The organism is Streptomyces sp. (assembly GCF_036566765.1).
In the GTDB taxonomy this organism is placed as follows: Bacteria; Actinomycetota; Actinomycetes; order Streptomycetales; family Streptomycetaceae; genus Streptomyces.
Genome location: NZ_DATCVQ010000416.1, coordinates 1 through 19,500, shown reverse-complemented (window position 1 = coordinate 19,500; position 19,500 = coordinate 1). Strand labels below are relative to the sequence as shown.

Below are 19,500 nucleotides of genomic sequence, written 5' to 3'. Positions count from 1 at the left end.
CCCGCCACAGCGCGATCGCCGCGTCCACCCGGGTCCACGGCTCGGCCGCCCCCAGCAGTTCACGCAGCGCGGGCGCGGCCTTCTCGCCCGCCGGGCCCAGCGCGCCGAGCGCCGTTGCCGCCGAACGCCGTCCGCCGGAGTCCGCCTCGGACAGCGCGGCACACAGCACGGGCAGTACGGCCCCGGCGTCACCCTCGACCGCCCACAGCGCGCCCGCCGTCCTCGCCGCGAGCGATGCCGAGAAGCCGGAGCCGACGCCCACCGAGCGCAGCAGCGCCCGCAGATCCGGTATCGCGTCCGCCGCGGCGGGACCGAAGGCGGTCAGCGCCCGCAGCGCCGACTCGGCGACCCACTCCCTGCGGTCATCGGGCGCGCCCCGCAGCACCCGCAGCACCTCGGGCACCGCCTCGGCGGCCCGCAGCGCCGTCAGCCCGTACAGCAGCGGCCCGGCCCGGTCGAAGAGCCGCTCGTCCAGCTCGATCTCGCCGAGCCTGCGCCGCAGCGCCGGGGCGAGCGGCGCGGCGGCCGGGCCGAGCAGCGGGACCGTGTACAGGAGTTCGTCGCGGATCTCCGGCTGCTCCAGCGCCCGGGCCAGCGCCGGTACGGCGCGGGCGTCGCCCGACCGGGCCAGCGCGAGCAGCGCGCTCCCGAGCCCGATCCGCCCGCCCAGCCGCTCCTGCACCCAGGGCCGGCTCTCGGCCGCGACCCGCGCCGCCAGGGCGTCGGCGGCCGGGCCGGCCAGCTCGAACAGCTCCTCAAGCCAGGACGCGGCGGCCTCCCGCACCCGCGGCTCGGGGTCGCCCAACTGCTCGCCGACCAGCCGCACCACTTCCTCGTACCGCCCGCGCCACACCCGTATCAGCCCGCCGCACATCCAGATCGCATCGGCCCGCTGCCCCCAGTCGGGGCTGTGCAGCTGAGCGACGATCAGCGCGATCCGATCGTCCACGCGGTCGTCGAGCGCGGAGTGAAGGGTGCGGAGCAGCTCGTCGGTCCAGGGGGTGGTGTGCCCGCAACGCCGCTCCTCGTCGAGCTCACGGAGATAGCTGAGGAGGGCGGGGTGTTGGGCGGGGTCGGGGTCGGGGGTGGGGTAGGCGTCGGCCTCGCCGAGGGGGATGGGTTCGACGGGGTCGCCGAGGGGGATGCGTTCGACGGGGTCGCCGAGGCGGCCGAGCTCGACCGAATCGCCGAGCTCGGGGAGCTCGCCGAGCTCGGAAATCCCAGTCGGCTCCGGGAGTTCGCCGCGCCCCCCGTACGCCCCGTACGCGCCGAGCGCCCCGTACGCGCCGAACCGTGCCGGGTCCGCCTCCCCGCGTGCCGCCTCCGCGCGCCCCTCCCGCCGGACCTCTTCCAGGAGTCCCGTCACCGTCACCACCACGTCCGCCGGCAGGCGGTCCGGCGCGCAGCGGGCGAGCTGGGCGAGCGCCGCCAGCCGCAGGCCGGGGGCGCGGGCGGCGCGCGACACCAGGGCCAGCCAGTCCACCGTCTCCTCGTGCAGCGACTCGTGCCGCAGCGCGATCCGCCCGACCGCCTCCACCAGCGCCAGCCGGACCTGCGTGTCGGTCTCCACGGTGAGCCGTTCGCGCAGCAGGGTCAGCACCCGCGCCGGCTCGGGGTGCAGCGAGGCCAGGGCGCACGGCGCGCTGAGCCGTACCTCCGGGTCGGGGTCGAAGACCAGGCCGAAGAACACCTCCGCGCCGGCGGCGACCCCGGCCGCCGCCATCGCGTAGTTCGCCGCGTCCTCGAACTCCTCCTCGTCCAGGCCGAGTTGGTCGAGCTCGTCGTCGCCGTCCAGGTCGATGCCGCCGATGCTGGTGAGCAACTCGACGATCCCGCCCCGGTCGCGCACCCCCGGGTCCGCGACCAGTTCGAGCAGGAAGGGGATGCAGGCGAGCGTCGCGTCGTACACGTCGCCCTGGTGGTGCACCGCTCCGTAGAGGCCGTCGAGCGCGGTCTCCCGTATGTCGGGGTCGTCCGAGGCGAGTCCGCGCAGCAGTGCCGGTACGTCGTCGGCCGGGCCGTACGCGTGTCCCAACGAGGCCCAGTCGACCTCATCGATCCCGGCCAACATTGCCCCCACCTCCCCAAGAGCGCTGTGCTAGGGGGCAAGTGTGCACCACCCGAACGACAAGGAGGACCCGACGGCAGGCCGTGGTTCCCAGCGGGCGCGCGGGGCGCTCGCTTTGCGCCACAGGGGTCATGACGGGGCGTCACGGGCTCATTCCGGGATGCGCAGTCGCAGGACGGTGATCAGGTTGTGCAGCCGGGTGGTGCCCCGGGCCACCTCCGCGGACAGCTCGGGCGGGACACGCCGGTACGCGACCTCGCCGACGCCGACGGCGGTCACGGTTCCCTCGCCGTCGAGCCCCTCACCGCCGTCGGCCGGAGCGCCGAGCGCCCTGCCCGCCTGGACGCTCAGGGCCGGGGTGAGCGGGCTGGACAGTACCGGAGTGTCATCGTCCGGCAGCACCAGGACCAGCGCGGACGGCCGCCGCGGCGGTCCGGTGAAGCCCACGACGACGGCGTCCCGGGTGTCGGTGTGCCGGAGCTTCTCCCAGAGCCGGGCGCCGCCGCGGTACGTCTGGTCGAGCCGCTTCACGACCAGGCCCTCGACGCCGGCCGCGGGCAGGGTCTCGTACCAGGTCGCGGCCAGCTCCGGGTCCGTGGTCATCGGCACCGGCTGGAGCGGCGGGCCGAGCGGTTCGAGAAGCGCGACCAGCCGCTCGCGCCGCACCTCGTACCGCTTCCCCCGCAGGTCCGCGCCGCCCTCCGCGAGCAGGTCGAAGGCGGCGTACGAGGCGGGTAGCCGGCGCGCGAGAGCGGGTGCCCGCGCGGGCGTGGCCGCCGCGCGCGCCTGCACGGCGGCGAAGTCGGTGCGCCCGTCGCGCCAGACCACGACCTCGCCGTCGAGCACCGTGCCCGCCGGCAACCGCCGTGCCGCGTCGGCCAGATCGGGGAACGCGCCGGTGACGATCCGCCCCGACCTGGCCTGCAGCAGGACCTTGTCCCCGGCGTACCGGAGGACCACCATCCGGTGGCCGTCGAACTTCGGCTCGTATGCGAGCCCCGCGCCGCGCGGCATCGCGCCGACGGAACGGGCGAGGGCGACGCGTACGGGAGGCGCGAGCGCGTCGGGCAGCCCGCCGGCGGCCGAACGGTCGTGGCCCGGACCCCCCACCGCCGCGCTCACGGCAGGCCCCTGGCCCGGGCGGGGTCGTTCAGGGGCGCGAGGAGGTCCCCGTACCGCTCCAGACGTGGCGCGATGTCGTCCATCAAGAACACCAGCCGCTCCGGTTCGCGGCAGCCCTCCACCTCGTCCCAGGTCACCGGGGCGGAGACGGTCGGCCGGGGCTGCGCCCGCAGGGTGTACGGCGTGGCCGTGGTCTTCGCGGCGGCGTTCTGGCTGTGGTCGACGAAGACCTTGCCGGGCCGCAGCGCCTTGGCCATCCGGTGCACGACCTGCGCCGGAAGCTTCGCCTCCGCCTCGACCGCGAGCTGTCGCGCGTACGCCGAGACCCGCTCCGACGGCGTCGGCTCCACCGGCACCAGCAGGTGCAGCCCCTTCGCGCCGGAGGTCTTGGCGTACGCCTCCAGACCGTCCGCCGCGAGCCGCTCCCGCAGCCAGAGCGCCACCGCGCAGCACTGCACGACGGTCGCGGGCGGCCCGGGGTCGAGGTCGAACACCAGGCGGTCGGCGATCGCGGGCGTCTCCATCCGCCACTGCGGGGTGTGGAACTCCACCACCAGGTTCGCCGCCCAGACGAGCGAGGCGAGGTCCTGGATCACCGGCTGCCGGGCCCGCGGGTCCTCGGAGCGGGGCACGGGGGCGGTCGTCACCCAGGCGGGCGTGCCGGGCGGCGGGTTCTTGGTGAAGAAGAGCTGCCCGTCCGGACCGTCCGGATAGCGCAGGAAGGAGACCGGCCGGTCCCGCAGATGGGGGAGCATCGCCGCGGCCGTGATGGCGTAGTAGTGCACCAGCTCGCCCTTGGCAGTGCCGGTGGCGGGGTGGAGGACCTTGTCCAGATTGCTCAGGGCCAGTCGACGCCCCTCCACCTCTGTGATCGGCGTCATACGATGAGAATCCCACGAAACCGGAAATCTCGTGCGCAGCTCGAACGATCTGGACTGATCTCCCTAGATCTCCATGGAAAGGGATGAAACGTGCGATCCATTTGGAACGGTGCCATCTCCTTCGGGCTGGTCAGCATCCCGATCAAGCTCGTGAACGCCACCGAGAGCCGGTCCGTCTCCTTCCGGCAGATCCACAACGAGGACGGCGGCCGGATCCGCTACAAGAAGGTCTGTGAGCTGGACGGCGAGGAGGTGGCGACGGCGGACATCGGCAAGGCGTACGAGGACGCCGACGGGTCCATGATCCCGATCACCGACGAGGACCTGGCCCAGTTGCCGCTGCCGACGGCGAAGACGATCGAGATCGTGTCCTTCGTGGCCGCCGACGAGATCGACCCGCTCCAGATGGACGCGGCGTACTACCTCTCCGCCAACGGGGTGCCGGCCGCCAAGCCGTACACGCTGCTGCGCGAGGCGCTGAAGCGGAGCGACAGGGTGGCGGTGGCGAAGTACGCGCTGCGGGGGCGGGAGCGGCTCGGGATGCTGCGGGTGATCGGCGACGTGATCGCGATGCACGGGCTGCTGTGGCCGGACGAGGTGCGCGAACCGGAGGGCGTGGCGCCGGAGGCCCCGGTGACGGTACGGGATGCCGAACTCGACCTGGCGGACGCGCTGATGGCGACGCTGGGCGAGGTCGACCTCGACACCCTGCACGACGACTACCGCGAGGCCGTCGAGGAGATGATCGCCGCGAAGGCCGAGGGCGGCGAGGCGGTCGCGCCGGCCGCACCGGCGGAGGAGGGCGGCGGCCGGGTCATCGACCTGATGGCGGCGCTGGAGAGCAGCGTCCGCGCCGCGAAGGAGGCCCGCGGCGAGGAGCCGGCCTCGGTCACGGAACTGGCTGCCCGCAAGCGCACGACGTCGCGGAGCGCGCCGAAGGAGACGGGCGCGAAGAAGTCCACGGCGGCCGGGGCGGGAGCGAAGAAGGCGGCGGAGTCGAAGAAGACGACGGCGAAGAAGGCGACGACGAGGAAGACGGCTGCGACGACGAAGGCCGCGGAGACGAAGAAGACGACCGCGAAGAAGACGGCGACGAAGAAGACCACGGCGAAGAAGGCGACGCCGCGCAAGCGGAGCGCTTGAGGGGGCGGGTTCGCAGGAGCGGGCCGCGCTGAACGGCTCGCGTACCCGACGCCTCAGGGGCGCTTGAACAGCGTCTCGAGCACCGACTCCAGGTACGCGGGGTCCCGGGGGAGCGCATCCGGGACCGCGTGGTGCAGCTGGGTGTGCCCCAGATAGCTGGTGTACGCCAGCAGGCCGCGTCGGCGGGCGGCCTCCGGGGGGAAGCCGAGCCGCTCGAAGAGCTCGGCGACGTACCCGAGCCGACGCTCCGTCACCCGCCGCAGGACCGCCGCGACTTGGGGATGGTCGGCGGTGGCGAGCAGCGAGACCTCCAGCGGGTCCTCGGCCGCCTCGGCCGTCGCCGTGAGGAAGAGCGTCCGCAGCTGCGTCGTGGGGTCGGGTTCCGCCTCCACGACCTCGATCAGCGCCTCCGTGGAGACTGCCTCCCACCGGGCGAGCGCCGCCTCGACCAGCGCCTCGCGGTTGGCGAAGTGCCAGTAGAAGCTGCCCTTCGTCGTGCCCAGCCGGGCGGCCAGCGGCTCGACCGCCACCGCCGCGAGCCCGCCCTCGCCGATCGCGGTCAGGGCCGCGTCGGCCCAGTCGCGGGCGCTGAGCCGCTTCCGCGAGGCGCCCCGGCTCCCGCTGCCCGCTCCACCTGCGTCTCTCGCCGACCTCATCTCCATACGGTAGCGTACGGAGAGCTAGACCATACGCTTCCGTATGGTCCACCCCTCACCGGGAGGTGTCCGCGTCATGCGCACGGTCCGGAACGTCCACGAGCGAACGATCCCCGCCCCCGCCGAGACCGTCGGCGCCCTGCTGGACCGGCTCGCCACCGCCGACGACCCGCTCTTCCCGTCCCCCGCCTGGGCCCCGCTCCGGCTCGACCGCCCGCTGTCCGTGGGCGCCGACGGAGGCCACGGACCGGTCCGGTACCGGGTCACCGCGTACGAGCCGGGCCGCTCGGTCAGGTTCGACTTCGCACCGCCCTCCGACGGCCATCACCGCCTCGACATCGAGCCGCTCGGCCCCGACCGCTGCCGCGTCCGGCATGTCCTGGTCGAGAACCAGGGCCCGATGGCCGCGCTCTCGTGGGCGCTCGTGATCCGGCCGGTGCACGACACCGTCATCGAGGAGCTGTTCGACAACGCGGAGCGGGCCGCCACCGGCGCCGTCGCCCGGCCGACCCGCCGCACCCCCTACGTCCGCCTGCTCCAGCGCCTGACCTGGGACCGGCCCACGGCCGTCGGCGTGCCGGCCGCCGCCCGGCTCGCCCGCGCCGCGTTCCCGCGCACCGACTTCACCGACGCCTGGCAGCTGCCGCTGCGCCCCGGCATGGACCGCGACCCGCAGGCCTGGCGCGACGTGCTGCCGTTTCCGGTGCAGGCGGCCGGCGAGCACGAGCTGCTGCTCGGCGAGGACGCGAGCCACCTCGACTTCCGCGCTTCTGTCCTGGTCGACGACGACCGCGTCACGCTCTCCACGGTCGTCCGCACGCACAACGCCCGCGGCCGGCTCTACTTCGCGGCGGTCCGGTACGTCCACCCCTTCATGGCCCGCATGATGCTGCGCCGCGCCCACCGCCGTCTGGCTCTCGCCACGTCCCGCGCCGGGGCGCGGCGGACGGCTAGGGTGATCACCGGCCGTCCGAACACCCGCGCGGGAGCGAGGAGAACCGAGTGAGCAGCGACTGGTTGCGCGTCTTCCGCCCGGTTCCGGAGCCCGCGGTCCGGCTGGTGTGCTTCCCGTACGCGGGCGGTTCGGCCGCCGCGTTCCGGCTGCTCGCCTGTGAACTCCCGCCGGACGTCGAGGTGGTGGCCGTTCAGTACCCAGGCCGCCAGGACCGCCAGCAGGAACCCTCGCTGACCTCGATCGACGCCCTCGCGGAGGCCGTCCTGCCGGAGCTCGACGCATACACCGACCGCCCCCTCGCACTGCTCGGCCACAGCATGGGCGCGCTGGTCGCCTTCGAAACCGCCCGGCGCCTGGAGGCGGCGACCCTGATCGTCTCGGGCCGCCAGGGCCCGTCGGCGCCGCGCCCGCCCCGCCCCGGCCCCCTCGACGACGCGGCGGTCATCGCCCTGGTCCGCCGCCTCGACGGCCCCGGCGCGAGGGCGATCGACCACCCCGAGATCCGCCGCACCGCGCTGCCGTCCCTGCGCGCCGACTTCGGCGCGGTCGCCGCGTACACGCACCGCCCGGCCCGCCTCGCCTGCCCCGTCACGGCGCTCACCGGCGCCGACGACCCCCACGTCCCCGAGCCCGAGGTCCGAGCCTGGGAACGCGAGACGACGGGCCCCTTCGCCCTCCACGTCCTGCCCGGCGGCCACTTCTTCCTCCACCAGGACGTCAAGGCGTACGCGACCGCGGTGGGAGCGGCCCTCAGCGACCTGCGGGCTGCTCCAGCAGCTCCCTGAGCGACCCGGCCATCGCACCGACGAAAGCCTCCCGCTCGCGGTCGCCGACCAGGTCCAGGGACAGGTACGGGTTCAGGTCCTCCAGCTCCACCAGGAGCAGCTCGCCGCCGGGGGCCCGGCAGGCGTCGACGCGCTGGATGCCGTACGGGAGGTCGTTCCAGTCCACGAACCGCTGCGCGAACTCCAGGTCCGCGGCGGTCGCTTCGTACGGTTCGAGGACCCAGCGGGCCTCGGGGTGCGGCGCGTACAGGGCGTACTGGAAGCTCCGTCCGACGAAGTAGAACGACACCTCGTAGGAGAAGGGGATGCGCGGCTGGACGAGCATGCCGGCCGGGTTCACGTCGCCGAGACCCGCTCGGTCCACGAACCGCAGCCCGACGGAGTCCGCGCCGAGCAGAGGCTTCACGACGTACTCGTCCGCCTCCGGCAGCAGCCCGAAGTCCTCGGTCCGGCCGACGGTGGGAATGACGGGAAAGCCCTCACGGGACAGGTCGAGGAGGTACTCCTTCCCGCTCATGTCCCCTTTGCCGCTGAGCGAGTTGAACATCCGCACGCCGCCCGCCCGGGCAGCCTCCCGGAACGCCTCGTACGCCTCCCGGTAGTGGATCACCGGGCCGCTGTTGCGCACCACGACGGCGTCGAAGCGCCCCATCAGCGCGGCCGCGTCGCGCGGGTGGCAGAGCGCGAGGTCGAACTCCTCGCGAAGCCGCCCGCTCAGCCAGATGTCCTCGTCGCAGTACCGCCGCCCCCGCGCCTCGTAGCCGAGGTCGGTGACGTAGAGGATCGTTCCGTCGTTCGCCTGTGCGCTCATGCGGGCATCCTGCCAGGTGCGTCAGGAGTGTCAGGAGGTGACGGGGGTGACGGGGGTGACCTACGCGTGATGGTGGACCTGCCGCGAAGCGAACCCATACGTTCAGGGGCATGGGGGAAATCGCTCGCCGACGCCTGATCGTGCTCGACTCGCTCGCCGCACTCGGGTTCGTACTGCTCCCGCAGGTGTCCGTCCTGCGGCCGGCCGTCGGCGGCGATGTGGCCACCACCACGGTGTGGCTGTCGTCGGCGGCCACCGCGCTGCCGCTCGCCGTCCGCCGGCTGCTGCCCGTACCCGTCTTCGCGTTCGTCCTGACCGCCGCCTGCGTCGCACTGGCCGCCGGCCTCGGGCCCACGCCGTTCCTCGCCGCCGCCTACGCCCTGTACGCGGTGGCCGTGACCTGGCCCCGGGAGTCCCGGCGCTCCGCGGTCGTCGTGGGCGGGGTGAGCGCGGCGGGTGCGGCCGTGCTGACGATGACGGGCGGACAGCACTACGAGGGCGGGACCCTGGGCGTGCAACTGGTGTTCGGCCTGCTGGTCCTCGGCGCCACCTGGGCGTCCGGGGCCGCGGTCCGGGAACGGCGGGAGGGCGTCCGGCGCGTCGTCGAGCAGGCGGCCGAGCGGGCGAAGGTCGAGGAACGCCTGCGCATCGCCCGCGAGATCCACGACGTCGTCACGCACAGCGTGGGGCTGATCGCCGTCAAGGCCGGCATCGCCAACCACGTGATCGCCGAACACCCCGAGGAGGCGCAGGAAGCCCTGACCGTGATCGAGGACGTCAGCAAGAGAGCGCTGCGCGACCTGCGGGCCACCCTCAAGGTGCTGCGCCGCGACCCGGAAGACGCTCAGGATCTCCGGCCGGTCCTGGGGCTTTCGGACCTGCCCGAGCTGGTCCGGACTGCCGAGGCGGCGGGCGTCCGCGTCGAACTGCGCTCCCGCTGCCCCGAGGAGCCGCCGGACGGTGTCGCGCTGTCCGCGTTCAGGATCGTCCAGGAGGCGCTGACCAACGTCGTCAAGCACGCCGCCCCGACCCGGTGCCGGGTCCACCTCGTCGCCGAGGAGGGCGCGTTGACGATCGAGGTCGCGGACGACGGCCCCGGGCCCGGACCCCGGCCGATCGTCCCCGGAGGCGGCCTCGGCCTCGTAGGGATGCGGGAGCGGGCCACCGCGCACGGCGGCGACCTGACCGCCGGACCGCAGGACGGCGGCGGCTTCCGGGTCTCGGCGACGCTGCCGTACTGAGTCGGCGTACCGAACCGCTCCCGTACCGAGCCTCCGCACCGTGCCCCCGTACCGAACCGCCCGAACTCATCCTCAGGTATGGGTTCCGTCGATGCGGAACGTTCGGCAGTCCCGTCCCCGGACCGATGTGTCAGGCCCGGCCCCCGGCCAGTCTGGTCCGGTGATCAACGTCCTGGAACTGACCAAGCGGTACGGCGAGAACACCGTCGTGGACCGCCTCACCTTCACCGTGCGGCCCGGGTCCGTCACCGGTTTCCTGGGGCCCAACGGAGCCGGGAAGTCGACCACGATGCGGATGATGCTGGGCCTGACCCGGCCGGACGCCGGGTCCGCCCGCATCGACGGCCACGCCTATCACGAGCTGCGCTACCCGGCCCGGCACGTCGGCGCCCTGCTGGAGACGTCGGCCCCACACCGCAGCCTGACCGCCGCCCACTACCTGCAATGGCTCGCCCAGAGCAACCGGATCGACCGGCGCCGAGTCGGCGAAGTCCTGGAGACGGTCGACCTGGCGGGCGCGGCCCGCCGTCGGATCGGCACGTTCTCGCTCGGCATGGGCCAGCGGCTCGGCCTGGCCGCGGCCCTGCTCGGCGATCCGCCGGTCCTGGTGCTCGACGAGCCGGTCAACGGCCTCGACGCGGAGGGGATCCGGTGGCTGCGCGAGCTGCTCCGCACGATGGCCGCGGAGGGCCGGACCGTCCTCGTCTCCAGCCATCTGATGACCGAGATGTCCATGGTCGCCGACCGGCTCGTCGTGATCAGCGGCGGGCGGTTGCTCGCCGAGACCGGCACGTCGGAGTTCATCCAGCGGCACGGGCGCACGTACGTCCGCGTGCGCACCCCCGAACCCGGGCCGCTGGGCCGGGAGTTGGAGCGCAGCGGGGCCACGCTGACGCTCGCGTCCGACGGCAGCCTCGAGGTCGACGGCATGCCGGCGGCCGAGGTCAGCCGGGTGGCCGCGGCCGGCGGGCTCGCGCTGGACGAGCTGAGCACCCACACCGGATCGCTCGAGGACACCTTCCTCGGGCTCGTCTCCAGGGGAGACAGGAGCACCCGTGTCTGAGACCCTCGCGGCCGTCCACGCCGAGTTCACCAAGCTGCGCGGCGTACGCGGCACGCTCGTCGCGCTGCTGCTGTTCGTACCCGTCAGCGTCCTGCTCTCCGCCCTGGGCGGCTGGTCCGCGAGAGGGGCGCTCGACTCCGACAGTCCCATGATCCGGGCCGACTTCACGCCTCAGCAGGCCGGACTGGACGGCATCCTGTACGGCCAGCTCGCGCTGATCGTGTTCGGCGTGCTCGTCGTCACCAGCGAGTTCGGGTCCGGCATGATGCGGGTCTCGCTGCTTGCCGTACCCCGGCGTGGCCGGCTCTACCTCGCGAAGGCGGCCGTCGTCGCCGGCGCCGCCGCGGCCGTCGCGATCCCGGTGGTGCTCGTCAGCTATCTGGCCGCCCAGTCGGCCCTCGGACCCCACGGCGCCTCGATCGGCACGGACGGGGTCCCCCGCGCCCTGGCGGGCGCGATGGTCTACCTGATCCTCATGTCCCTGTTCGCGGCCGGGATCGCCATGATGGCGCGCAACGCCATCATCCCGCTGGCCGTCCTGCTGCCGATGGTGCTCGCCGGAACGCACGTCCTGTCCCTCGTCGGAGCGACGAAGGAGCTGGTGCGGTACTTCCCCGACCGGGCCGGTACGCAGATGCTCACCGTCGACTCGCCCGACGCCGTCACCGGGTTCGCGGTGATGCTCGCGTGGACCGCGGCGGCGCTGGCCGGCGGCTACCTCCGGCACCGTCGTTGGGACGCGTGAGCCGGCAACCGCCCGGGGCGGAGCCCTAGGGCCGGGCTGCTAGCGTCACCGCTGACGTCATGGAGGAATGCGGAATGTCGCAGCCGGTCCGGGTGCTGATCGCTGACGATCAGGCGCTTCTGCGCGGGAGTTTCCGTGTCCTGATCGATTCCAGCCCTGGAATGGAGACGGTCGGCGAGGCGGCCGACGGCGCCGCCGCGGTGGAACTGGCCCGGAGACTCAAGCCGGACGTCGTCCTGATGGATCTGCGGATGCCGGTCATGGACGGGATCACGGCCACCCGGTCGATCTGTTCCGACGAGACCATGGCGGGTGTGCGGGTGCTGGCCCTCACGATGTTCGACATGGACGAGTTCGTCTATCCGGCCCTTCAGGCGGGCGCCAGCGGATTCATGCTGAAGGACGCCTCACCGGCCGACCTGGTCGCCGGCATCCGCGTCATCGCCGCCGGCGAGGGCGTCCTGGCCCCCACGGTCACCCGACGCCTCATCGCGAACCACTCCCGCACGACCGAGACCCCGCGGCAGGCTCCCCGACTGGTCGGACTCACCAAGCGGGAACAGGAGGTGCTCGTGCTGATCGCCAACGGCCTGTCGAACGCCGAGATCTCCGAGCGGCTCGTGATCAGCCTGCCGACGGTGAAGACCCACGTGAGCAGCCTCCTCGCCAAACTCCACGCCCGCGACCGCGCCCAGCTCGTCATCATCGCGTACGAGAGCGGCCTCGCCGAGCGGGGAATGCCGAACTGAGGACGTGCGGGGCAGGCTCAGTAATCGATGTGCGCGACGACGGGCAGGTGGTCGCTCGTCGTGGGCGGCAGGGTACGGATCCCGGTGACCGTCCCGCCGCGGGCGAGGACCTGATCGATACGGGCCAGGGGAGTGGAGGCAGGCCAGCTGAAGGCCATGCCCGAGCGCGGGGTGCTCATCCGGTCGGTGAGAGGGGCGAGGCCGCGGTCGTCCAGGGTCGCGTTGAGGTCGCCGGCGAGGACGACCCGGTCCAGCCGCTCGGCGGCGAGCGCCTCGCCGAGCAGGGCAGCGCTCTCGTCCCGCCACGCGGAGCGGAGACCGGTCGCCCCGATGCGTACCGACGGCAGGTGGGCGACGTACACGGCGACGTCGCCGTGCCCGGTGGCCGCCGTGGCCCGGAGGCCGCGCTGCCAGCCGGCGCCGATGCCCGCGGGCTTGATGTCCAGCGGCCGTACGTCCCGCAGCGGATGCCGGGACCAGAGCCCGACCGTGCCGGACGTGGCGTGGTACGGGTACGCGCCCGCGAGCGCCGCCGCATAGGCCGACAGGGCGGACGGGGTCAGCTCCTCCAGCGCGACGAGATCGGGCCCGGCCGCGCGCAGGGCCCGCGCGGTTCCGGCCGGATCGGGGTTCTCGTCACTGACGTTGTGCTGCACCACGACGAGGTCGTGCTCCGGCCCGGGGGCCGACAGCACCAGCGGCCCGAACAGCACCGCCCACACCACGGCGGGAAGCATCGCGGCGGCCAGGGCGACGGCCGACCGCAGGAGCACCGCCGCTGCGAGGAGCACGGGTACGGCCACCCCCACCCATGGCAGAAACGTCTCCAGCAGACTCCCGACTCGCGCGGGCGTCTGCGGTACGAGCGCATGCCCGCCGAGCAGACCGGCGACGACGACAGCCGCTACCAGCCCCCCGCGCCCCCACGCCCGCCGCCGCCCGAAGGCCGACCACCCCATCCGCCCCACTGCTTCCCCCTCGCTGCTGGGTGGGACGACGCGGGAGGGACCTGCCCGGTTCCTGGTGGCTCACGGATGGGTCAGGGGTCAGTCGTCCGCCACCCCCGCCCGCAGCTCCTCGAACGCCGTGGTGATGTCCGCGACGCGCACCGTGGTGAGCTCCTCGCGGCTCGGCGTGCCGGAGCCCCCGTGGATCTCGTACATCCGCAGGTCGCGCAGCGCGGCCGCCTTCCGGCAGAGCTCACGGACGAACCGGCCGTTGCCGAGCCGCTCCACGAGACCGGCGTCGGCCGCGCGGCGGAAGCATGCGGCGAGCGCGGTCTCGGCGTCCTCGTCCAGCGTGTCGCCCTGCCCGTCCAGGAGCCGGCGCGCGATCTCCAGGAGTTCCGCCGTGGAGTACGAGGGGAAGTCCACGCGCGTGGTGAAGCGGGAGGCGAGCCCCGGGTTGGTCGCGAGCAGCTCGGACATCTCGTCCGGGTACCCGGCCAGGATCACGACGAGCCGCTCCCGGTCGTCCTCGGCGCGCTTGAGCAGCACCTGCAGGGCCTCCTTCCCGAAGGCGTCGCCTCCGGAGTAGCCCGTGTTGTACAGGGCGTACGCCTCGTCGATGAACAGCACGCCGTCGAGCGCCGAGTCGATCACCCGGGTGGTCTTGATGGCCGTCGCGCCGAGGTGCTGACCAACGAGGTCGACGCGCTGCGTCTCGACGACCTGACCGCGCTCCAGCAGGCCGAGCCCCGCGAAGATCTTGCCGACGACGCGTGCGACCGTGGTCTTGCCGGTGCCCGGAGGCCCCGCGAACACGAAGTGCTGCGCGGCGGACGACGACGGCAGCCCCTGCTCCTTCCGCACCACGGCCATGCGCAACTGCGCGACCAGCGTGCGGATCTGCCGCTTGACGGCGTCGAGCCCGACCATCCCGTCAAGCAGCGCCATCGCCTCGGCGAGCTGCGCCTCCCTGCCGTCGGCGGGCGCGGGGGTGGGAGCGGGGACCTTCGCCGGGGCAGGCGGGGCAGGCGGGGCCGGCGGCACGGTCGGCCCCGGCGCGGACGGGGAGGGCTGTACGGCCCGGGACTGCGCCCGCTCCGCGACGTCCCCGAAGGCGGGGAAGCACCGAAACGCGTACTGGTACTGCCGCAGCGCCTCGTCCGCCCGCCCCAGCCCCTCGTACGCCCGACCCCGCAGGTACGCGACCTCTCCTTCGAAGTGCCCGTCCTTCTCCAGGCGGCGGGGGAGCGGGGCGAGGGTGTTCAGCACCTCGTGCAGGACGCGCTGGTGGACGAGCGCGTACGCCACGTACAGCTGCGCCTCGTCCTTCAGGAACCCGTCGGAGATGTTCCGCGAGTACTCCAGGACGAGAGGCCAGTTCTTCTTGAGGAAAGCATGCCGGGTGTAGAGGAACCGGGTCTCCGCGCAGTCGAGGGCCGCGCTCATGAGCACCTGCTCGGCCTCGTCCAGCCGGTCCGCGTGCAGCAGCGACGCCAGGCCGGCCAGCCAGAGATCACGCGCGCTCTCGAGGCGGAAGGTGACGTAGACGCCGATGTCGAAGCGGGACTGGAGGGTCATGGTGTGCTTCGTCCGCAGCGCCCCGAACGACCGGTGGTGCAACGACATCGCCGCCAGCGCCTCCGCCTGCCGCCGCCCCGTCGCATGCAGCCCCAGCCACGCGTCGGCGGCGGTCGGATCCTGCTCCAGGGCCTGCTGAAACCGCCCCGCAGCCTCAGCGGCCCGCCCCTGCCGCAGCAGCGTCACACCCTCGACCCACAGCCGCTCACACTTCCTGACGGCAAACCAGGAAACCGACGCCTCGGACACAGTGCCACGCTCCCCCGATTCACAACGGCGAGTCCCTGACCCCTTCACTTCCCCAGACGACGGTACCGGCCACCCACGGTTCCACCTCCGCCGCCGCCCTCCCGATCGAACGGTTCACCAGATCGGGAGCGAACCGCTTACGGGATCCATAGCGCCCAAATCTCACTCGGTCCTCACGCGAAGGACCGTGAGCGCGACGCCCAACGCGATGTCTGGAGACGTTTGGATCGGGGAGAGCCGACACGCTTTCCGTGTTGAGCTGGCTAGAGGCGCAGAGGCCAAGCACCGGGAGGCCCTCGCGGCAAAACTCAAGGGCGAGGTCGAGAGATTCGAGCGCGTGGGCCGGACTTGGCTGTCGGAGACGAGACATCCTCCACGTTCTCCACTCCGCGACCCACGGCGGGTCTCCGCCATGAAAGGACTCGGTGGCGAAGCGGGACAGTCCCGAGGCTCACCGGACGACCTCTATCACGCTTGATGGCTGGGCCAGGAGTGCCCACAGTGTTCTCTCGGGCAAGCGACGCCGGGGTGGTGGGGTGTCACCACGTACGCCGGACATCCGCAACTCATGCACGAGGTGGGGCCATCATCGATGCCCAATGCCTTCAGCCTCGCACGGGCCTCCTGTTGGGTCATCCGGAGTTGCTCCTCGGCTTTATCGAGGGCGGCAGAGTTCTCCTTGTACGCGTTCTTTTGGGCGTCTGTTAGTTCATTTTCACGTGCCATGACTCTGTTCCTTGCCTGGGTGCCAATTCGATATTCATCCTCGGCTCATAGGCAGGTTGGATTGAGAGGTGCCCCCAGTTCTTCACCCTGAAGGGCTCCGGAACCAGAGATGGCAGAGCGGTCCCGCGCGGTGTGCGAAGGGGTGCGGGACCACCGGCCCCTGCCGTCCAGTCCGAGCAGGGCACTGGGACCGTACGCCGAGCCCCCCGTATGCCCCTTGGGCGATCCGGCTGGGTGAGCGCCGCCCGAGTGGCTCACTCGCCACTCACACGCGACCAGTGACCTACAACGACGAAGACCCGGACTCAGTGGGACTGAGTCCGGGTCTTCATGCTTGGCACATCTGCTGGTCAGCGGCTAGATCACGCTGTTCCGGCTTCTGTGCCCCCGGCAGGATTCGAACCTGCGCACACGGCTCCGGAGTGATTGTGCCGATCGAACCTCGCATCCCCTCTGACCTGCGGTGCAGCTGGTCCGTTGTGTTAGGGGGACAAGCACTGTGTCGGAGCTGTGTCGCACGAGCCCGCAGGGCGCGGCACTGCGCCGACACCGGACGATCTCCACGTGTGGGCGAACTTCCGCTGGGCACCGTGGGGCCAGAGACTGCTTCGTCCCGAAGCAACTCGGATGTGTGTGCTTCCTTGGGCTGCTGGGCCTCTCGCCTGCGTTGATGGTCCGCAGACGTTCGCGCTCATCCGCAGCCGTTCATCGGCGTTGTCACGCAGTTAGACACTCACCGCTCAACGGCCAACCACGGGACAGGGCCGTTGTCAGTGTCGGCCTCTATGGTCTCAAGCGCGCGGTCGGCTTCCGGGGGTTCCAGCTCTGAAGGGAATGGTTGCATCCCCGGCCTGTCTGGGGGTGGCCCGGAGACTCGTCCGGGACCTAACCGACGGTCGGGCTTCGTCGATGGCCAGGAGATGACCTGCCAGCGCCGGCCGCGCACCACCTCTCGCGCCTACGTTACGCGCGGTCCGCGCATCAGCGCGGCTCGTCGGACTCTCGCGCCCAGGCGTAGGGCATCGGCTCGTTCGTGTCCAGCACCCAGGGGTTGGGGTACCTGGCGTGACATCCCGCGCACCGAGCGACGAACGTCCCGATCTCGGGGTTCGTCATGATGCTGTAGTTCGATGACGGCAGCGCGCGCATCACGTAGCCGTTTGCAGTCGTCTCAAGCGCCGGCCACTCGGGCGAGCATTCACACGGCCCGTTCACCGCAAACGTCTCGTCGCCCGGTGCCTCGTGCGTGCTCCGGAGCGTCGCAAAAAGCTTTCTCAGTGACTCCACGACGCCCCTTGCTTATCCCCTGGCACGTTGATTACGCCCCCATGAGTCGATCAGGCTACCGCTGGCGCCTAAGCCCTCACTGAGGTTTTCTCAGCGAAGATCATTTCCAGTGCCCGTTGAGGACGAGCGCGGCGCGGGCTATGTCGCCGATTCTGCTGGGACTGAGTGTGACGTGCTTGAGGGTTCGCCAGCGTTCCTTCAGTTCCGCCGCGGCCCGCTCGCCGCGCGCCCGCACGTGTCTGATCAGCGAATTCGTGGCGCGGGTCCCTCGGTCCAGGGCGGTCTCGGAGCGGCCTTTGGGGCGGCGTACGGGCACGTGAATACCGATGCCGGCGCCGATGTAGCCCTTGTCGGCGAGTGTGGGTAGCCCATCGGCGGCGGCCTTGTACAGCGCGTGCAGCACGTGGATACGGGCCGCGGTGATGTCCGGGGTGGAACCCGGCTCGACATCGGAGACCCACAAGGGGGCACCATCCGGCGCGGCCAGGAACTGAATGTTGCCGCCGAAGCTCTTGTGCTTCTGGGAGAACCACAGGTCGTTGCCGTTCTCCCGAACCCCGGCCAGCCGGTCGCAGGCAATCAGCGTGCCGTCCAGCACCACGTGTGTCATCCCCTCGGCGCGGCAGAGGTCCAACACATCGTGCAGATCAGGAGCTTGGGCGGCCAGTACGCCGATGCCTTCATGTAGGTAGCGGTAACCGGTGGCCTGCGAGATCCCGGCGTCCCGGGCCAGGCAGTGCACGCAGCCGCGTTCTCGGAACCACCGCAGCACCAGTACCGCCTGGCGGAACGGGCCCAGGGCGCGAGAGCCCTTCGGCGTGCCGATCCCGCGCCGGTGAGCGGCCAGCAGCCGGGCGAGGAACTCCACGATGTGGCGTGGGACGTCGAGCGCGGCAGCATAGGTGACCAACGTGAAGCCTCCGGTTCGAGCGGACATGATCTTGGCAGACCAGTCCTACCAGGGGCTTCACGCCTGCCCGACCTCGTGGCCCACCCGATCATTTCGCTGGGGAAGCCTCAGCGGGTAAGAGCCAGCTGGGCTCAGCCCCAGGTCTGGCCGGCCGGTTCCTTGATGGTGCGGTTGATCCGGTTGAAGAAGTTGGTCAGCGCGATCTCCAGGTTGATCGCGCCGATCTGCTCCTCAGTGAAATGGGCGTTGACCTCTTCCCAGATCTCGTCGGTGACGCCCGGCGCACCATCCTGCAACCGGGTGGCGGCCTCGGCCAGCGCCAGTGCCGCACGCTCCGCATCGGTGTAGAACGGCGCCTCACGCCACGCCGCCACATTGTGCAGCCGCTCGTCGGTGTCACCGGCCTTCTTCCCCCCGGCGACACTGGCGTAGACGCACGCCGAGCAGCTGTTGATCTGGCTGGCCCGCAGGTGGACCAGCGCGAGCAGCTTCGGGTCGACGCCCCCGGCGGCGATCGCCTTCTGAAGGTGCTGGATAGCGGTCCACACATCGGGTTTGTTCGTGTTCTTGCTCTTGAGCCGGTTTTCCATGTGGGAGTGGTCTCCTTCATCGGGTTACGTTGCGGCGCCTGTGCGCGTCATCCCTATGACGGAGCAGCTTCCAGGGAGGTAACAACATGGCCGGCCCCCATCCCGCGGACCCGATCGCCGATGCCTTCGAGTCCCACCGTGACCGGCTCCGAGCCGTCGCCTTCCGCATGCTCGGATCACACGCCGACGCGGAAGACGTGGTCCAAGAGGCGTGGCTGCGTCTGTCCCGCCAGGACAGCGACACCATCGACAACCTCGGCGGCTGGCTGACCACCGTGGTCGGCCGCATCAGCCTCGATGTCCTGCGGTCGGGCCGGACGCGCCCAGAAGTCTCCTTCGACGACCAGCTGCCCGAATTCACCGTGACGCTCGACGACGCTCCTGCTCCGGAAGACCTAGTGGCACTCGGGGACTCCGTCGGCCTCGCGCTGCTCACGGTCCTCGACTCGCTGCGCCCTGACGAACGGCTGGCGTTCGTGCTGCATGACGTGTTCGCGGTGCCCTTCGCGGAGATCGGCATCATTCTCGGCAAATCCGCCGACGCGACCAAAATGCTCGCCAGCCGCGCCCGCAGGAGAATACAAGCCGCCCAGCAGCCGGCAAGCGCCGGGCGACAACAACGCGAGGTGGTCCAAGCCTTCCTGGCCGCGGCCCGCGACGGTCAGTTCGAGCAGCTACTGCAGGTCCTCCACCCCGAAGTGAAGTTCACCGTCCACACCCCGAACGGCACGTTCGTCACGCTCGGAGCCACCGAAGTCGCCACCCGCGCGCGAGTGGCTGGCAGCGCAGCACGAGCACATGCGGCCACCGTCAACGGCCGCCCCGGCGTCGTCTCCTGGAGCAAGGACGGCACCCCGCTCTCCCTCCTCACCTTCACCGTCGCCGACGGCCACATCACCGAGATCACCGCCCTGGTCGACCCGGCCAAACTCGCGCTCATAGACCTGCCGGAGCCGGTGTGACTCACTACCGGTGAAGGCCGCGCCTACTCGAA

Annotated in this window: 18 protein-coding genes; 8 read left to right on the top strand and 10 right to left on the bottom strand. The window is 71.7% G+C overall.

Annotated elements, in window-relative coordinates:
- From VIU94_RS24560 to ligD, 3 genes are all read right to left on the bottom strand, one after another.
- Positions 1–2,071, bottom strand: a 2,071-nt coding sequence (locus VIU94_RS24560) for a HEAT repeat domain-containing protein (protein ID WP_331914157.1), incomplete at its 3' end; no start/stop codon positions are given.
- A 147-nt stretch (positions 2,072–2,218) separates the two neighbouring features.
- Positions 2,219–3,082, bottom strand: a complete 864-nt coding sequence (locus VIU94_RS24555) for an ATP-dependent DNA ligase (protein WP_331914161.1) — start codon at positions 3,080–3,082, stop codon at positions 2,219–2,221.
- Between the two features lie 104 nt (positions 3,083–3,186).
- Positions 3,187–4,071: a non-homologous end-joining DNA ligase gene (ligD, locus tag VIU94_RS24550; protein ID WP_331914155.1), complete on the bottom strand. Its 885-nt coding sequence runs from the start codon at positions 4,069–4,071 to the stop codon at positions 3,187–3,189.
- 90 nt (positions 4,072–4,161) lie between these two features.
- Here ligD and ku point away from each other — a divergent pair, with 90 nt between their 5' ends.
- A complete protein-coding gene (gene ku, locus VIU94_RS24545) occupies positions 4,162–5,214 on the top strand; it encodes a non-homologous end joining protein Ku (protein ID WP_331914154.1) in 1,053 nt (350 codons plus the stop codon).
- 53 nt (positions 5,215–5,267) lie between these two features.
- Here ku and VIU94_RS24540 read toward each other — a convergent pair whose 3' ends face one another.
- Complete coding sequence (locus tag VIU94_RS24540; RefSeq protein WP_414721003.1) at positions 5,268–5,876, bottom strand: TetR/AcrR family transcriptional regulator; 609 nt, start codon at positions 5,874–5,876, stop codon at positions 5,268–5,270.
- A 70-nt stretch (positions 5,877–5,946) separates the two neighbouring features.
- Here VIU94_RS24540 and VIU94_RS24535 point away from each other — a divergent pair, with 70 nt between their 5' ends.
- Together VIU94_RS24535 and VIU94_RS24530 are read left to right on the top strand one after the other, a co-directional pair.
- Entirely contained in the window at positions 5,947–6,876 is a 930-nt protein-coding gene (locus VIU94_RS24535; RefSeq protein WP_331914152.1) for a DUF2867 domain-containing protein, read from the top strand.
- Positions 6,873–7,610, top strand: coding sequence for a thioesterase II family protein (locus VIU94_RS24530; RefSeq protein ID WP_331914151.1), 738 nt, complete (start codon positions 6,873–6,875; stop codon positions 7,608–7,610). Before VIU94_RS24535 ends, VIU94_RS24530 begins: the two co-directional genes overlap by 4 nt.
- Here the strand turns inward: VIU94_RS24530 and VIU94_RS24525 are convergent.
- Complete coding sequence (locus VIU94_RS24525; protein ID WP_331914149.1) at positions 7,576–8,421, bottom strand: ATP-grasp domain-containing protein; 846 nt, start codon at positions 8,419–8,421, stop codon at positions 7,576–7,578. The two genes, VIU94_RS24530 and VIU94_RS24525, sit on opposite strands and share 35 nt — an antisense overlap.
- A gap of 110 nt (positions 8,422–8,531) precedes the next feature.
- On the opposite strand from VIU94_RS24525, the gene VIU94_RS24520 reads away from it, so the two are divergent.
- The 4 genes from VIU94_RS24520 (at position 8,532) to VIU94_RS24505 (ending at position 12,219) form a co-directional block, all read left to right on the top strand.
- Positions 8,532–9,662 (top strand): sensor histidine kinase, encoded by a 1,131-nt coding sequence (locus VIU94_RS24520; protein ID WP_331914147.1) that lies wholly within the window; start codon positions 8,532–8,534, stop codon positions 9,660–9,662.
- A 160-nt stretch (positions 9,663–9,822) separates the two neighbouring features.
- Positions 9,823–10,725, top strand: coding sequence for an ABC transporter ATP-binding protein (locus tag VIU94_RS24515; RefSeq protein WP_331914145.1), 903 nt, complete (start codon positions 9,823–9,825; stop codon positions 10,723–10,725).
- Positions 10,718–11,470, top strand: a complete 753-nt coding sequence (locus VIU94_RS24510) for an ABC transporter permease (RefSeq protein WP_331914143.1) — start codon at positions 10,718–10,720, stop codon at positions 11,468–11,470. The genes VIU94_RS24515 and VIU94_RS24510 overlap by 8 nt, the downstream gene beginning before the upstream one ends.
- A gap of 74 nt (positions 11,471–11,544) precedes the next feature.
- On the top strand, positions 11,545–12,219 hold the full coding sequence (locus VIU94_RS24505; RefSeq protein WP_331914141.1) for a response regulator: 675 nt from the start codon (positions 11,545–11,547) through the stop codon (positions 12,217–12,219).
- Between the two features lie 17 nt (positions 12,220–12,236).
- Here VIU94_RS24505 and VIU94_RS24500 read toward each other — a convergent pair whose 3' ends face one another.
- From VIU94_RS24500 to VIU94_RS24480, 5 genes are all read right to left on the bottom strand, one after another.
- A complete protein-coding gene (locus VIU94_RS24500; RefSeq protein ID WP_331914139.1) occupies positions 12,237–13,178 on the bottom strand; it encodes an endonuclease/exonuclease/phosphatase family protein in 942 nt (313 codons plus the stop codon).
- An 87-nt stretch (positions 13,179–13,265) separates the two neighbouring features.
- Positions 13,266–14,930 (bottom strand): AAA family ATPase, encoded by a 1,665-nt coding sequence (locus VIU94_RS24495; protein WP_331914137.1) that lies wholly within the window; start codon positions 14,928–14,930, stop codon positions 13,266–13,268.
- A 1,770-nt stretch (positions 14,931–16,700) separates the two neighbouring features.
- Positions 16,701–17,006 carry a hypothetical protein gene (locus tag VIU94_RS24490; protein ID WP_331914135.1) on the bottom strand — a complete coding sequence of 102 codons (306 nt, stop codon included), beginning with the start codon at positions 17,004–17,006 and terminating at the stop codon, positions 16,701–16,703.
- A gap of 100 nt (positions 17,007–17,106) precedes the next feature.
- Positions 17,107–17,916 (bottom strand): transposase family protein, encoded by an 810-nt coding sequence (locus tag VIU94_RS24485; RefSeq protein WP_331914159.1) that lies wholly within the window; start codon positions 17,914–17,916, stop codon positions 17,107–17,109.
- 131 nt (positions 17,917–18,047) lie between these two features.
- A complete protein-coding gene (locus VIU94_RS24480; RefSeq protein WP_056647554.1) occupies positions 18,048–18,506 on the bottom strand; it encodes a carboxymuconolactone decarboxylase family protein in 459 nt (152 codons plus the stop codon).
- Positions 18,507–18,592: 86 nt separating this feature from the next.
- Between VIU94_RS24480 and VIU94_RS24475 the strand changes: the two genes are divergently transcribed.
- A complete protein-coding gene (locus tag VIU94_RS24475; RefSeq protein WP_331914133.1) occupies positions 18,593–19,468 on the top strand; it encodes a sigma-70 family RNA polymerase sigma factor in 876 nt (291 codons plus the stop codon).
- The last annotated feature ends 32 nt before the right edge of the window (positions 19,469–19,500 follow it).

What these genes read in the sequence shown, in the direction of transcription:
- VIU94_RS24475 (WP_331914133.1), top strand. Translation starts at nt 18,593, where the DNA reads ATGGCCGGCCCCCATCCCGCGGACCCGATCGCCGATGCCTTCGAGTCC.
- VIU94_RS24535 (WP_331914152.1), top strand. Translation starts at nt 5,947, where the DNA reads ATGCGCACGGTCCGGAACGTCCACGAGCGAACGATCCCCGCCCCCGCC.
- VIU94_RS24555 (WP_331914161.1), bottom strand. Translation starts at nt 3,082, where the DNA reads ATGCCGCGCGGCGCGGGGCTCGCATACGAGCCGAAGTTCGACGGCCAC.
- VIU94_RS24480 (WP_056647554.1), bottom strand. Translation starts at nt 18,506, where the DNA reads ATGGAAAACCGGCTCAAGAGCAAGAACACGAACAAACCCGATGTGTGG.
- ligD (WP_331914155.1), bottom strand. Translation starts at nt 4,071, where the DNA reads ATGACGCCGATCACAGAGGTGGAGGGGCGTCGACTGGCCCTGAGCAAT.
- VIU94_RS24540 (WP_414721003.1), bottom strand. Translation starts at nt 5,876, where the DNA reads ATGGAGATGAGGTCGGCGAGAGACGCAGGTGGAGCGGGCAGCGGGAGC.
- VIU94_RS24525 (WP_331914149.1), bottom strand. Translation starts at nt 8,421, where the DNA reads ATGAGCGCACAGGCGAACGACGGAACGATCCTCTACGTCACCGACCTC.
- VIU94_RS24500 (WP_331914139.1), bottom strand. Translation starts at nt 13,178, where the DNA reads ATGGGGTGGTCGGCCTTCGGGCGGCGGCGGGCGTGGGGGCGCGGGGGG.
- VIU94_RS24505 (WP_331914141.1), top strand. Translation starts at nt 11,545, where the DNA reads ATGTCGCAGCCGGTCCGGGTGCTGATCGCTGACGATCAGGCGCTTCTG.
- VIU94_RS24520 (WP_331914147.1), top strand. Translation starts at nt 8,532, where the DNA reads ATGGGGGAAATCGCTCGCCGACGCCTGATCGTGCTCGACTCGCTCGCC.